Annotated in this window: 11 protein-coding genes and 2 tRNA genes; 4 read left to right on the plus strand and 9 right to left on the minus strand. The window is 59.1% G+C overall.

Going from position 1 to position 14162, the window contains the following annotated elements:
* Positions 1-7 precede the first annotated feature (7 nt).
* The 7 genes from dnaB to rnr form a co-directional block, all read right to left on the minus strand.
* Positions 8-1402 carry a replicative DNA helicase gene (gene dnaB / locus CKW16_RS04465; RefSeq protein WP_095127719.1) on the minus strand — a complete coding sequence of 465 codons (1395 nt, stop codon included), beginning with the start codon at positions 1400-1402 and terminating at the stop codon, positions 8-10.
* Positions 1403-1524: 122 nt separating this feature from the next.
* Positions 1525-1971: a 50S ribosomal protein L9 gene (gene rplI, locus CKW16_RS04470; RefSeq protein ID WP_003197251.1), complete on the minus strand. Its 447-nt coding sequence runs from the start codon at positions 1969-1971 to the stop codon at positions 1525-1527.
* Between the two features lie 19 nt (positions 1972-1990).
* Positions 1991-2884: a hypothetical protein gene (locus CKW16_RS04475; protein WP_095127388.1), complete on the minus strand. Its 894-nt coding sequence runs from the start codon at positions 2882-2884 to the stop codon at positions 1991-1993.
* A gap of 36 nt (positions 2885-2920) precedes the next feature.
* Positions 2921-3151, minus strand: a complete 231-nt coding sequence (gene rpsR / locus CKW16_RS04480; protein ID WP_002551829.1) for a 30S ribosomal protein S18 — start codon at positions 3149-3151, stop codon at positions 2921-2923.
* Positions 3152-3179: 28 nt separating this feature from the next.
* Positions 3180-3602, minus strand: a complete 423-nt coding sequence (gene rpsF / locus CKW16_RS04485; protein WP_003217491.1) for a 30S ribosomal protein S6 — start codon at positions 3600-3602, stop codon at positions 3180-3182.
* Between the two features lie 316 nt (positions 3603-3918).
* Complete coding sequence (gene rlmB / locus CKW16_RS04490; protein ID WP_095127389.1) at positions 3919-4686, minus strand: 23S rRNA (guanosine(2251)-2'-O)-methyltransferase RlmB; 768 nt, start codon at positions 4684-4686, stop codon at positions 3919-3921.
* Positions 4683-7313 carry a ribonuclease R gene (gene rnr / locus CKW16_RS04495; RefSeq protein WP_095127390.1) on the minus strand — a complete coding sequence of 877 codons (2631 nt, stop codon included), beginning with the start codon at positions 7311-7313 and terminating at the stop codon, positions 4683-4685. The genes rlmB and rnr overlap by 4 nt, the downstream gene beginning before the upstream one ends.
* Positions 7314-7539: 226 nt before the next feature.
* Between rnr and CKW16_RS04500 the strand changes: the two genes are divergently transcribed.
* The 4 genes from CKW16_RS04500 to CKW16_RS04515 all read left to right on the plus strand — a co-directional run bounded on the left by CKW16_RS04500 (position 7540) and on the right by CKW16_RS04515 (position 10646).
* A tRNA-Leu gene (locus CKW16_RS04500) sits at positions 7540-7626 on the plus strand.
* Between the two features lie 166 nt (positions 7627-7792).
* Positions 7793-7879 (plus strand) — tRNA-Leu (locus tag CKW16_RS04505).
* A gap of 191 nt (positions 7880-8070) precedes the next feature.
* Positions 8071-9081, plus strand: coding sequence for an extracellular solute-binding protein (locus tag CKW16_RS04510; protein ID WP_095127391.1), 1011 nt, complete (start codon positions 8071-8073; stop codon positions 9079-9081).
* On the plus strand, positions 9081-10646 hold the full coding sequence (locus CKW16_RS04515) for an iron ABC transporter permease (protein ID WP_095127392.1): 1566 nt from the start codon (positions 9081-9083) through the stop codon (positions 10644-10646). Before CKW16_RS04510 ends, CKW16_RS04515 begins: the two co-directional genes overlap by 1 nt.
* Before the next feature lie 107 nt (positions 10647-10753).
* On the opposite strand, the gene CKW16_RS04520 is transcribed toward CKW16_RS04515, so the two are convergent.
* Both CKW16_RS04520 and CKW16_RS04525 read right to left on the minus strand, forming a co-directional pair.
* Entirely contained in the window at positions 10754-12688 is a 1935-nt protein-coding gene (locus CKW16_RS04520; RefSeq protein WP_095127393.1) for a methyl-accepting chemotaxis protein, read from the minus strand.
* A gap of 150 nt (positions 12689-12838) precedes the next feature.
* The gene (locus CKW16_RS04525; RefSeq protein WP_095127394.1) at positions 12839-14128 is read right to left on the minus strand and encodes an adenylosuccinate synthase; all 1290 of its coding nucleotides are present in this window, start codon (positions 14126-14128) and stop codon (positions 12839-12841) included.
* Positions 14129-14162: the final 34 nt, after the last annotated feature.

A 14162-nucleotide genomic window follows, 5' to 3' on the forward strand; every position in this document is an offset into this window, starting at 1 on the left:
GCCAGTGTTACTCGTCGTCGAAGTTATAGCTGCCCGGCGCCAGGTTTTCGAAGCGAGTGTACTTACCGATGAACGCCAGTCGTGACGTACCGATCGGGCCGTTCCGCTGCTTGCCGATGATGATCTCGGCGATGCCTTTGTGTTCGGTTTCCGGGTGATACACCTCGTCCCGGTACACGAACATGATCACGTCGGCATCCTGCTCGATCGCTCCGGATTCCCGAAGGTCGGAGTTGATCGGGCGTTTGTTCGGTCGCTGCTCCAGGGAGCGGTTGAGCTGGGACAACGCCACCACCGGGCAGTTGAATTCCTTGGCCAGGGCTTTCAAGGAACGGGAGATCTCGGAAATCTCGTTGGTCCGGTTGTCACCGCCAGAACCCGGGATCTGCATCAATTGCAGGTAGTCGATCATGATCAGGGCGACATCGCCGTGCTCACGCACCAGCCGCCGGGTCCGTGCGCGCATTTCCGACGGGCTGATACCGGCCGTATCGTCAATGAACAGCTTGCGATCGTTGAGCAAGTTGACCGCCGATGTCAGGCGCGGCCAATCGTCGTCTTCCAGGCGACCGGCACGAACCTTGGTCTGATCGATCCGGCCGAGGGACGACAACATACGCATGATCAGCGATTCGCCTGGCATCTCCAGCGAGTAGACCAATACGCATTTGTCGCTGCGCAGCACGGCGTTTTCCACCAGGTTCATCGCAAAGGTGGTTTTACCCATGGATGGACGGCCGGCGACGATGATCAAGTCAGACGGTTGCAGGCCGCTGGTCATACCGTCGAGATCGGTGTAACCGGTGGACAGGCCGGTAATGGCGTTGTCAGTGTTGAACAAGGTGTCGATGCGGTCGATGGCCTTGGTCAGCAGGTCATTCACGCTCACCGGGCCGCCGGTTTTTGGCCGGGCCTCGGCGATCTGAAAAATCTGCCGTTCGGCTTCGTCGAGAATCTCTTCAGCCGAGCGGCCTTCCGGGTTGAAGGCGCTGTCAGCAATTTCGGAGGCAATGCCGATCAGTTGGCGCAAGGTCGCTCGTGCACGAACGATCTGTGCATAGGCCTTGATGTTGGCGACGGACGGCGTGTTTTTTGCCAGTTCGCCAAGGTATCCGAGGCCGCCGACTTGCGAAGTCTGACCTTCCTTGTCCAATTGCTCGGCAAGGGTCACGACGTCGATCGGCGAGTTCTGGTCCGCCAGTTTGGCGATCGCGCGGAAGATCAGGCGGTGGTCATGTCGATAGAAATCGCCGTCCGACACCTGATCAAGCACACGTTCCCAGGCGTTGTTGTCCAGCATCAAACCACCGAGCACGGCCTGTTCGGCCTCGATGGAATGCGGCGGCACCTTCAGGGCAGCGGTTTGCAGATCGTATTGCTCGGGAGCGGAGATATCGTTCATGGCCACTTGAATTAGTTTTGTGAAAATCAGGAACTGCAGAAAGACAAAGGGCACGACCTGTAAACAGGATCGTGCCCGATGTTACCGGCAAGCACCCGAGGGTGCCAGCCGACAAGTGCTGCTTAAGCTGCTACCACGACAACGCGTACGGTGGCTTCAACTTCGGCGTGCAGGTGCACGGCTACGTCGAATTCGCCTACGTTGCGGATAGTGCCGTTCGGCAGACGAACTTCGCTTTTTGCAACTTCAACGCCAGAGGCGGTCAGTGCATCAGCGATGTCGTGAGTACCGATCGAACCGAACAGCTTGCCTTCGTCACCAGCGGTGGCAGTGATAGTCACTTCCAGCTCAGCCAGTTGGGCGGCGCGGCTTTCAGCCGAAGTTTTACGATCTGCTGCGGCTTTTTCCAGCTCAGCGCGACGCTCTTCGAACGCAGCCAGGTTGGCAGCGGTCGCAGCGGTAGCTTTGCCGTAAGGCAGCAGGTAGTTACGACCGTAACCAGCCTTAACGTTCACTTTGTCACCCAGGTTGCCCAGGTTGGTGACTTTTTCCAGAAGGATCAGTTGCATGTGAAAATCCTCTTAACTTTTAACCTTCACCGTTCGCGCTATCGACGTCTTTCGGCGTCGAACGACCGCGAAAATCAATCAGGCTGTCGACGATGGCCAAGACCACCAGCAACGGATAGATCAGCTGCATGAACAGCAACAGCGTGACGTACAACCCCACCAACCAGAACCTGGCCAGTCGCTTTTGCGCCACCAGCCCGTGAATCAGGGCCAGCCCGGCGAACACCAGCGGTACACTGCACAACGGCGTCAACATGGCCATCTGCGGACCGATGTTCGGCCCCAGAAGCATGCACGCCAGCAGCAACATCGCCGGCAAAAGCGGGAATCGGATGGCGCGAAACTCGCGACCAAAACCACCCGGGTTGTACAACAACGCCTGCCAGTAACGCCCGACAAGCAGGCTCAGCACACTGACGATTTGCAACAAGGCCGCAATCAGGCCGGTCAGGACCGGTGCGATCAGGGACGCAAAATGCGCTTGCTCGTCTACCGACAACTTCTGGTAGACATCACCGAGTAGCGACGGCATGACTTTTATCAAAGCCTGCGCCAGCATCTCGATTTGGGGACCAAAAACCGTCCCCAGCACCACTGAAAACACCACTCCCATCGCTATGCTGACCAGCAGCACGCGGTTCCAGGATTCGCTTGCGCGTAAAACCAACGCAAGGCTCCAAGACCCCAGCAGCACCAGAAGTGCCCGTGGGTCATCGGAGTAAAGCCACCAGATCAACGCCGGCAGCAGTCCCAGAGCAAGAACGCCCAGGGCGTCCTTCAATCCGCGCCGCAGGAGCACAAGGCAACCAGCGGCAGCACCCAACCAATACAACAACGGCAGTATTGCGCATCCGGCCACTACGAGAGTGGCCTGCATACGGCCGCGCATGATGAACTCAGCTATGGCACGCATGCTTTCAATCCTTTGCTACGTGTCGACTGCCCGGTCTCAGCGGCCGTGGCTGTCGGTGTAGGCCAGCAGGGCCAGGAAGCGGGCGCGCTTGATAGCGGTGGCCAGCTGACGCTGATAACGTGCTTTGGTACCGGTGATGCGGCTTGGAACGATTTTGCCGGTCTCGGATACATAAGCTTTCAGAGTGTTGAGATCTTTGTAATCGATCTCTTTCACGTCTTCAGCGGTGAAGCGGCAGAATTTACGACGACGGAAGAAACGTGCCATTTGATAGGCTCCTTAAAAGGTCCGTGGATTACTCGTCAGCGTTATCGCTGTTGTCGCTGTCATCACTATCAGCGCTTTCAGCGCCTTCGTGCTCAGGACGGTCGCGACGCTCACGGCGCTCACTGCGGTTTTCTTCAGCCTTGAGCATCTCGGATTGGCCGGTAACGGCTTCTTCGCGACGGATGACCAGGTTACGGATCACTGCATCGTTGTAGCGGAAGTTATCTTCCAGCTCGGCCAGGGCCTTGCCAGTGCACTCAACGTTCAGCATCACGTAGTGAGCCTTGTGAACATTGTTGATTGCGTAGGCCAGTTGACGACGGCCCCAATCTTCCAGACGGTGGATTTTGCCGCCGTCTTCTTCGATCAGCTTGGTGTAACGCTCTACCATGCCGCCGACTTGCTCGCTTTGATCCGGGTGGACCAAAAAGATGATTTCGTAATGACGCATGAATGCTCCTTACGGGTTGTAGCCTGCCGCTCAAAAGCGGTCAGACAAGGAGTGAATGACACTTATGGACTTGCTTGCGATAGACACATGCGTGCCTGCCGTCACAGCAAGGGGCGCAATTGTAGAGAAGGGACAGAAGAGGTGCAAGGCAATTGGTGATTATTTGAACAGTTCGTTCACACACCAATTTTTGCTTCACCACAAACCACTGTGGGAGCGGGCTTGCTCGCGAATGCGGTGTGTCAGGCAACATTTCTGTCGACTGACGCTCCCTCTTCGCGAGCAAGCCCGCTCCCACATTTGGATCGCATGCAGCTTAGGACTTTTTGCCGGTCCCGGCAGCCTTGACACTGCGCTGGCGCTGAGCTTCGAACAGGCACACGCCGGTGGCGACGGACACGTTGAGGCTGCTGACGCTACCGACCATCGGCAGGTGCACCAGGTAGTCGCAAAGATCGCGAGTCAGGCGGCGCATGCCGCTGCCTTCAGCGCCCATGATCAAGATGGTCGGCCCGGTCATGTCCTGGTCATAAATATTGACCTCAGCCTCACCTGCCGTACCCACGACCCACAGCCCGCGCTGCTTGAGTTTTTCCAGGGTGCGCGCCAGGTTGGTCACGGCCACCAACGGAATCACTTCCGCCGCGCCGCAGGCAACTTTACGTACCGTTGGGGTCAGCGTGGCTGACTTGTCCTTCGGCACGATCACCGCCAGCGCACCGGCCGCATCAGCCGAACGCAGGCAAGCGCCGAGGTTGTGCGGGTCGGTCACGCCGTCGAGTACCAGCAACAGCGGTGCGCCTTCGGATCGATCGAGCAGTTCGTCGAGCATTGCCTCGCCCCAGACCTGGCTCGGACTCACGTCCGCCACCACGCCCTGGTGCACGCCGTCAACCCAGGCATCCAGCTCGCGACGCTCGGCGTTACCGACGGCGACACGATTTTCGGCTGCTAACGCGATCAGCGTCTGAACGCGCGGATCACTGCGGCCTTCGGCCAGCCAGATCTGCTTGACGCGTTTTGGGTGGTGACGCAGCAACGCTTCTACAGCGTGCACGCCGTAGATCTTTTCCAACTGACTCATGACTTGGCCTTCGGTTTACGCGCCCCGCCGCTTTTGGCGGCTGGAGCAGAACCCGCTTTTGGCGGGCCTTTACGGTGTTTGCTCGGTTTGGCTGGCTTGCCGCCGGGAGCCTTGTCAGGCGCCGACCGTCCGGTCTTTCCCCCAGACGCCGCTTTACCGCCACTTTTCGCTTCAGACAGCAAAGCCTGCTTCATTTCGCGGCTTTTGCGCAATTCAGCATTTTTTGCCGCGGCATCGCTCGGGCGATAGGCTTCGACAGCCTTTTCCTTGGCAGGACGACGACCGGTTTTCGCCGGGGCCGGCTCTGCAGCCGTTTTGGCAGCGGGTGCAGCGGTTTCAGTCCCGCGCTTCTTGCGGCCAATCGGCGCGCTGATGGTTTTTTCAGCCATCTCGAAGTCGATCTTGCGCTCGTCGAGGTCGACGCGCATGACACGCACCTCAACGGTATCGCCAAGACGGAAGCTGCGACCGGTACGCTCACCGGCCAGGCGGTGGTGCACAGGATCGAAGTGGTAGTAATCGCCCGGCAGCGCGGTGACGTGCACCAGGCCTTCGACGTAGATATCGGTCAGCTCGACGAACAGCCCGAAACCGGTCACGGCGGTGATCACACCTGGGAACGATTCGCCCACGCGGTCTTTCATGAACTCGCACTTGAGCCAGTTCACGACGTCGCGGGTCGCTTCGTCGGCACGGCGCTCGCTCATCGAGCACTGCTCGCCGAGCTGCTCCAGGATCGCTTCGTCGTACGGATAGATGCGCGCCTTCGGAATGGTCATCGCGCCAGCACGGCGAACGTGCGGGGTGTCCATTTTCGAATGGATGACGCTGCGAATCGCCCGGTGCGTGAGCAAGTCCGGGTAGCGGCGGATCGGCGAAGTGAAGTGGGTATAGGCTTCGTAATTCAGGCCGAAGTGGCCCTGGTTATCGGCGCTATACACCGCCTGACTCAACGAACGCAGCATGACGGTCTGGATCAGGTGGAAATCCGGACGGTCCTTGATGCTCGCCAGCAATGCCTGGTAGTCCTTCGGCGACGGGCCGTCCTTGCCTTTATGCAGGGACAGGCCGAGCTCGCCAAGGAATGCGCGCAGCTTTTCCAGACGCTCCGGTGGCGGACCATCGTGGACGCGATACAGCGCAGGGATTTCGTGTTTTTTCAGGAATTCGGCGGTGGCCACGTTGGCCGCCAGCATGCATTCCTCGATCAGCTTGTGGGCGTCGTTACGAATGGTTGGACGGATTTCGGCAATCTTGCGCTCGGTCCCGAAGATGATCCGGGTTTCCTGCGTTTCGAAATCGATCGCGCCACGTACGTGACGAGCGGCCAACAATACTTTGTACAGTGCATAGAGCTGCTTGAGGTGCGGCAGAACGTCGTTGTACTCGCCACGGAGCTGACGCGCCTCGGTGAGTTTCGGCGTTTCCAGCATCGCGCTGACTTTGTTGTAGGTCAGGCGAGCGTGGGAGTGAATCACCGCTTCGTAGAAGCAATAGTCGGTCATCTCGCCGGACTTGGAGATGGTCATCTCGCAAACCATGGCCAGACGATCGACGTGCGGGTTCAGCGAGCACAGGCCGTTGGACAGCTGCTCAGGCAGCATCGGCACGACGCGCTCGGGGAAATACACCGAGTTGCCGCGAACCTGGGACTCATTGTCCAGCGCCGAACCGATTTTCACGTAGCTGGAAACGTCGGCAATCGCCACGTACAACTTCCAGCCGCCGGAGAACAGACGCAGCTTGCCCGGCTTGGCTTCGCAGTAGACCGCATCATCGAAGTCGCGCGCATCTTCGCCGTCGATGGTGACGAACGGCAGATGGCGCAGGTCGATGCGCTTCTCTTTGTCTTTCTCTTCGACTTCCGGCTTGAGCTTGGCGGCTTCTTTCAGCACTGCCTCAGGCCAGACGTGAGGAATATCGTAGGTGCGCAGGGCAACGTCGATTTCCATGCCCGGCGCCATGTAGTTGCCCACGACTTCGACCACGTCGCCTTGCGGCTGGAAGCGTGGCGTCGGCCAGTGAGTGATCTTCACTTCGACGAACTGACCGATCTGGGCGTTGGCGTTACGGCCCGGCGTGACCAGCACTTCTTGCTGGATCTTCGGATTGTCCGCAACGACGAAACCAATGCCGCCCTCTTCGAAGTAACGGCCAACGATGGTCTCGTGGGCACGGGAGACCACTTCGACGATCATGCCTTCGCGGCGACCGCGACGGTCGAGGCCGGAAACACGGGCCAGGGCACGGTCGCCATCGAACACCAGACGCATTTGCGCCGGGCTCATGAACAGGTCGTCACTGCCGTCGTCCGGGACCAGGAAGCCGAAGCCGTCACGGTGACCGCTTATGCGGCCCAGGATCAGGTCGAGCTTGTCCACCGGCGCATAGGTGCCGCGACGGGTATAGATGAGTTGAGCGTCGCGCTCCATGGCGCGCAGGCGGCGGCGCAGGGCTTCGATCTGGTCTTCTGTGATCAGACCAAACTCTTCGACCAGCTGCTCGCGGTTAGCAGGCGAACCCCGATCAGCAAGGTGCTGAAGGATCAGTTCGCGGCTAGGAATAGGGTTTTCATATTTTTCCGCTTCACGAGCGGCCTCGGGATCGAGGGACTGCCAATCGGCCATTAGAGAGTTTTCACCTTGTCTATATGCGGGTTAGTTTGGCATAGGCGTAATGAAACGGGAAATTTCAGGCTATGACAGCCCATCTAAAGCCCTTTATCGACAGCCCGAAGCTGAATTAAATGCCATTGGGGAAATTTTCCAGGTTTTTTCGACCTCAGGGGTTTACAGTTAAAAAGACGCTCCGTATAGTGCGCGCCATCGACGACGCAGACGCATTGCCGATAATGCCCAGATGGTGAAATTGGTAGACACGCCAGCTTCAGGTGCTGGTGACCGCAAGGTCGTGGAAGTTCGAGTCTTCTTCTGGGCACCAATTTCGAGCTTGAGATTAGTTCAATTTCAAGGCTCACACAAAAACCCGCGAAAGCGGGTTTTTTGCATTCTAAGCCTCTGATTTATTAAAACTAAATCAGGGGTTTACAGATCAAAAAGCTCTCCGTATAGTGCGCCACATCAACAGCGGCAACGCTGAAGATAATGCCCAGATGGTGAAATTGGTAGACACGCCAGCTTCAGGTGCTGGTGACCGCAAGGTCGTGGAAGTTCGAGTCTTCTTCTGGGCACCAATTCAAATTCAAGGTCATGATCTTGAATTTCACAGAAACCCGCGAAAGCGGGTTTTTGCGTTTCCGGGGTTTGAGAAGTTAATCCCGGACGCTCTAGCAAACCCTTCTCGCCCCCGCAAGGCGCACTTGAGAAACAATATCGTTTATCATTGTTGCAAGTTATTGCAATGCAACAGTGAGGAACCCTGCGAATGATGTTTCGAAATACCCTGCGCCGCGGCCTGACCTTTACCCTCCTCGGCCTGGTACTCGCCACTCCCCTCACCCACGCCGCCGAACCGGTTTCCCTGACACTCTATAACGGTCAACACAAAGAAGTCGGCGATGCCATCGCCAAAGCCTTCGAAGCCAAGACCGGGATTCACGTCAATGTGCGCAAAGGCAGCAGCAACCAGCTCGCCAGCCAGGTCGTCGAAGAAGGCGATCGCTCCCCTGCCGACGTGATCTACACCGAAGAATCGCCACCACTGAACAAACTCGGCGAACAAGGCCTGCTGGCACAGACCGATGCCGCCACCCTTGCCGTTCTGCCGAAAGACTACGTCGCCGGCAACGGCACCTGGATCGGTGTCACCGCCCGGGTCCGCGTGGTCGCCTTCAACCCGAAACTGATCGATGAAAAAGACCTGCCCAAGTCAGTCATGGAGTTCTCCGATCCGAAATGGCAAGGAAAGGTCGGCTTCGTTCCCACCAGCGGCGCGTTTCAGGAACAAGCCGTGGCGATCATCAAAGTGCACGGCATGGACGCGGCCGAAGAATGGCTGACCGGTTTGCGTGCTTTCGGCAAGACCTACAGCAACAACATGGTTGCACTGAAGGCGGTGGAAAACGGCGAAGTCGCTACCGTGCTGGTGAACAACTATTACTGGTTCGCCTTGCAGCGTGAAAAAGGTCAGCTCGATTCGAAACTGCATTATTTCACCGGCGGCGATGTCGGCGGACTGATCACTGTTTCCAGTGCGGCCGTGCTGAAATCCAGCAAGCATCCAAAAGAAGCCCAGCAATTCCTTGCCTACATGGCCAGCGAAGAAGGTCAGCGCGTGATCACCCAGACCACCGCCGAATACCCGCTGCACAAAGGCATGGAATCGGATCGTGGGCTCAAGCCGTTCAGCGAGCTGGAAGCACCGAAAGTCACGCCAGCTGACCTCGGCAATGCCGAAGAAGCCCTGGACCTGGAACGTGACGTTGGCTTGAACTGATGAGCGCATCGTTATCCACCCCCGTCGCGCGCAGGGGTTATGTGCCACGGCGCAAGCGGCCATCGATCTGGCTGTTGCTACCGGTTTTGCTGCTGGTGGTGCTCAGCCTGTTGCCCCTGGCATATGTCGCGCTCAAAACCTGGCAGGCCGGTTGGGCCGAGGCGCTGCATTTGTTGTGGCGCCCTTATGTGTTTGGCCTGCTGCGCAACACCCTGGCGCTGATGGTCGGTGTGACGCTCGCCTGTGGCGTGATCGGCCTGTCGCTGGCTTGGCTGCTTGAGCGCAGCAACTTGTCGGGGCGGCGCTTGTGGGGCGTGATTTTGTGCCTGCCGTTCGCAGTACCGGCATTTGTCAGCAGCTTTACCTGGGTATCGCTGAGCGCTCATTTCGAAGGCTTGGGCGGGGCGATCCTGGTGATGACCCTGTCCAAGTATCCGCTGATCTTTCTGCCGGTCGCGGCGACCCTGCGCAATCTCGATCCCTCTCTCGAAGAGTCCGCCCGCACACTGGGGCAGAATCGCTGGGGCGTGTTTTTCAGAATTACCCTGCCGCTGCTCTGGCCATCACTACTCGCCGGCTCACTGCTGATCGCGCTGCACATGCTGGTGGAATTCGGTGCGTTGTCGATCATCGGACTGCAAACCTTTACCACCGCGATCTATCAACAGTTCGAACTGGAATTCAGTAACGCAAATGCTGCGATGCTTTCCGCCGTGTTGCTGGCGCTGTGTCTGATGCTGCTGTGGCTGGAACTGCGCGTACGCGGCAAGGGCCGACACGTGCGTACCGGTCAGGGCGCGGCCCGGCATGCGGAACAGGTTCGGCTGGGGCCTTGGGCTGCTGCTGGACAACTTTATTGCCTGGCACTGGCGATCATCGGCAGCGGTATTCCGCTCGGGATGCTGGCGTACTGGCTGGCAGCGGGTTCGTCGGCTGCGTTCCCGGTAGCTGCGATCAGCGAAGCGCTGCTCTCCTCCCTGGCGTTGTCGCTGGGTGGCGCGGCGCTGTGCCTGGTGTTGGCAGTGCCAGTGGGATTGCTGGTGGTCCGCTACAAAGGCCAATTGGCGATCTGGGCCGAGCGCTTGCCGTATCTGCTGCATGCGCTGCCAGGACTGGTGATCGCACTGACGCTGGTGTATTTCGCCCTGCATTATGTGCCGGCGCTGTACCAGACTTCTGCGCTGCTGCTGATTGCTTATGCGCTGTTGTTTCTGCCGCTGGCGCAGGCACCGATTCGCACGGCGCTGAACAAGGCTGCGCCGCAACTGGAAGAGGCTGCACGCACGCTCGGAGCGTCGTCCTTCAGTGCGTTTTGTCGGGTGACGTTGCCGATCATCTTCCCGGCGCTGGGCGCGGCGTTTGCGCTGGTGTTTCTGGATGCGATGAAGGAATTGACGGCGACGTTGCTGCTGAGTCCGACCGGGCTCAATACGCTGGCGACGGAAGTCTGGGCGCATACCGCGAACGTGGAGTTTGCGGCGGCGGCGCCTTATGCGGCGTTGTTGATATTGGTGTCGGGGTTGCCGGTCTACCTTTTAACAACCCGGATGTATTTGAGCCGCTGACATTGCCTTCGCGAGCAAGCCCGCTCCCACATTTGATCGCGGTCTAATGTGGGGGCGGCGGTGCGACGATTCGACTTGCTCGCGAAGGGGCCAGACCAGAAAACCGATCAGGCCCTGAACTGCCCCAAACTCGCCTTCAACTGCGCCGCCAAGCCATCCAGCACCTTGCCGCTGGCCGTGGTTTCCACCACCGCTTGAGCCGCTTTCTCAGCCTGCGCATGAATGGTTTCAACCCGACCGCGCACCGCTTGCGCGCCTTGCGCCTGATGCGCCGCTGCCTGCGTTGCCAGACCTATCGCCGCATGCACTTGCTCGACCGACGCCTGCACCGACTGCTGCAACCGCGCACTGTCACGCAGCACCAGCAAACCTTCACTGGCCTGACGCCCGGCCTGACCGATCGCGGCCACCGCCTCACGCGCACCTTGCTGCAAAGCAACGATGTGCGCCTGAATGTCGCCGGTAGAGCTTTGCGTCTTGCTCGCCAGCGCCCGCACTTCATCGGCCACCACAGCAAACCCGCGACCGGTCTCACCCGCACGCGCCGCTTCGATGGCCGCGTTCAGCGCCAGCAGGTTGGTCTGCTCGGCGATCCCGTGAATCACCGTCAGCACCACTTCAATCTGCTCACTCTGCTGCGCCAGCCGCTCAATGACTTTCGCCCCGGTATCGACCTGCCCGGCCAACGCCTCGATCAGGCTGCCGACTTTCGCCGACGTCCGCGTGTTTTCATCCGTGGCCGAACGAATGTCCACCACTTGCTGCAAGGCAGCCTGCATGGCATGACTTTCAGACTGGGCTTCGTCAGCCATTTGCGACAACGCCCGCAGGCTCTCGGCCACTTCATCACGTTGCATGCCCGCTGCTTTATCGGCCCCGGCATTACGTAAAGTCATGGCGCCGATTTCCACGCCAGTGCGTTGAGCCACATCGCCCGCTTCACGCACGATCGGCTGCAACTTATCCACAAAGCGATTGACCGCCGAGGCCATGTCGCCGATTTCGTCCTTGCTGTTGATCTGCACGCGCTTGGTCAGATCGCCCTCGCCCGCCGCCAGGTCGTCCATGGCAGCAATGAGCAATTTCAAGCGATTGACCACCCGACGACCCAACACCACCGCGAGCAACAGCAGCACACCGCACCCTACCAGCGCCAGGCCCATGCCGATGCGCCAGCGCAAAGTGCCCGCCGCTTCCTGAACAGTGCTGGTGGTGTTGGCTTGCATTTCAGAGGCCGTGGATTGCGCCGACTGCAAGCGCGCACCCATCGCGGCTGCGCTATCAGCTGCGGCGCCCTTGAGGCTGTCGCCCACCAATTGATCGCTGCTGGCGATCAGCGCCGAGAAGCGTTTGTCCAGGGCCGCCAGATCGGTTTCCACCGAGGCGGTCGAGACGCCCATCAAGACCTTGCCGATTTCCACGCCGTTAGGATTGATCGAGGCCTCCAGGTAATAGACCGATGGATCGTTCTTCGCCGCATCCAGAACCTTGTCCAGCGCCCGTTCGCCCTGGCCTTTTTCCAGAAGGGCTTTGTTGATCGGGTTTTCCCGGTTGAGGTAGCGCGTCAGATGCTGCCCCGTCGCGTCGTCGTAGACCACGAACAGCACGTTGGGATTACGCTGAGCCCGGCGGGCGAATTCGGACAGGGTTGGAACGTCGCTGTCCCACATGGCGCGAGGTGCGACCGAAGCCAGAAGCTGCGCCATATCGTTGGCGGAGTCCTTCAGATCCTTCTCCAGCGTCGCACGCAGTTGTGCCTGCTCGTCCTTCAATCGCGAGGACAAGCCCGCCGTAAGGCGCTGACGAGTACTGGTGGAGAGGCTGTCGAGGCTCGACGTGACTTCACGCCCCGCTTGCTCCAACTCACCGGAAAGTTTTTGACTGTCGGCACCCAGGCGCACACCCAGATCGGCTTCCAGTGCGGTCACTGTGCTCCGAGTCAGGGCGACAGCCACCAGCACCTGCACCAACAGTGCGATACCAAGGGTAACGAACACAGGCCGTAATAGACGGCTTTGTAACAGTGAGAGAACGGCCGACACTTAGAATCCCTCTGCTTTAACGCCATTAAATTGATGGCACGCTAGAAGCGATGCGCTTAATGAAGTTCACAGCAAGGGTCGTGCCGTCCGACAGGCAGAAACGACAAAGGCCCCAATTAAGGGGCCTTTGTGTTTTACATCAACGACTTATTAAGCGAACGGGTGACGCAGAACGATGGTTTCGTTGCGGTCCGGCCCCGTCGAAATAATGTCAATCGGCGCACCGATCAGCTCTTCAACGCGCTTGATGTAAGCACGGGCGTTAGCTGGCAGCTCTTCCAGGGTTTTGGCACCCACGGTCGACTCTGTCCAGCCCAGCACTTCTTCGTACACCGGCTGCAGGCCTATGTAGCTGTCAGCGTCAGTCGGGGCAACGTCCTTACCTTCTGCATCTTTGTAGCCGACGCAAATGTTGATGGTTTCCAGACCGTCGAGTACGTCCAGCTTGGTCAGGCAGATGCCCGAGATGCTGTTCACATCGATAGCGCGGCGCAGGATAACGGCGTCAAACCAGCCACAACGACGAGCACGGCCAGTAGTCGCGCCGAACTCGTGACCTTGTTTAGCCAGGTGCGCACCGACTTCGTCGAACAGCTCAGTCGGGAATGGACCCGAACCTACGCGTGTGGTGTAAGCCTTGGTGATACCCAGGATGTAGTCCAGGAACATAGGACCAACGCCCGAACCGGTAGCAACGCCGCCAGCAGTGGTGTTAGAGCTGGTCACGTACGGGTAGGTGCCGTGGTCGATGTCCAGCAACGAACCTTGGGCGCCTTCGAACATGATGTCTTTGCCAGCCCGACGCAGGTCGTGCAGCTCGGCAGTCACGTCCAGCATCAGCGGCTTGAGCAGTTCAGCGTATTCTTTGCACTCAGCCAGGGTTTTGTCGAAGTCAATGGCTGGCTCTTTGTAGAAACCGACCAACATGAAGTTGTGGTATTCCACCAGTTCACGCAGCTTGGCTTCAAAGCGCGGCATGTTGAGCAGATCGCCTACGCGCAGGCCACGACGTGCAACCTTGTCTTCGTAGGCCGGGCCGATGCCGCGACCGGTAGTACCGATCTTCAGCTCGCCACGGGCCTTTTCACGCGCCTGGTCCAGCGCTACGTGATAGGACAGGATCAGCGGGCAGGACGGGCTGATACGCAGGCGCTCGCGCACCGGTACGCCTTTCTCTTCCAGCTTGATGATTTCCCGCAGCAGAGCGTCGGGTGCAACCACCACGCCGTTGCCGATCAAGCATTGCACGCCTTCGCGCAGCACGCCCGACGGGATCAGGTGCAAGACGGTTTTTTCGCCATCGATCACCAAGGTGTGACCAGCGTTGTGGCCACCCTGGTAGCGCACTACGGCGGCAGCATGTTCGGTCAGCAGATCAACGATCTTGCCTTTGCCCTCATCACCCCATTGGGTGCCCAGGACTACGACATTCTTACCCATAACACTTGTCCTCATTCGCGCAAACTTGGTGCCG

Source organism: Pseudomonas sp. Irchel s3h14 (assembly GCF_900187425.1).
GTDB lineage: Bacteria > Pseudomonadota > Gammaproteobacteria > Pseudomonadales > Pseudomonadaceae > Aquipseudomonas.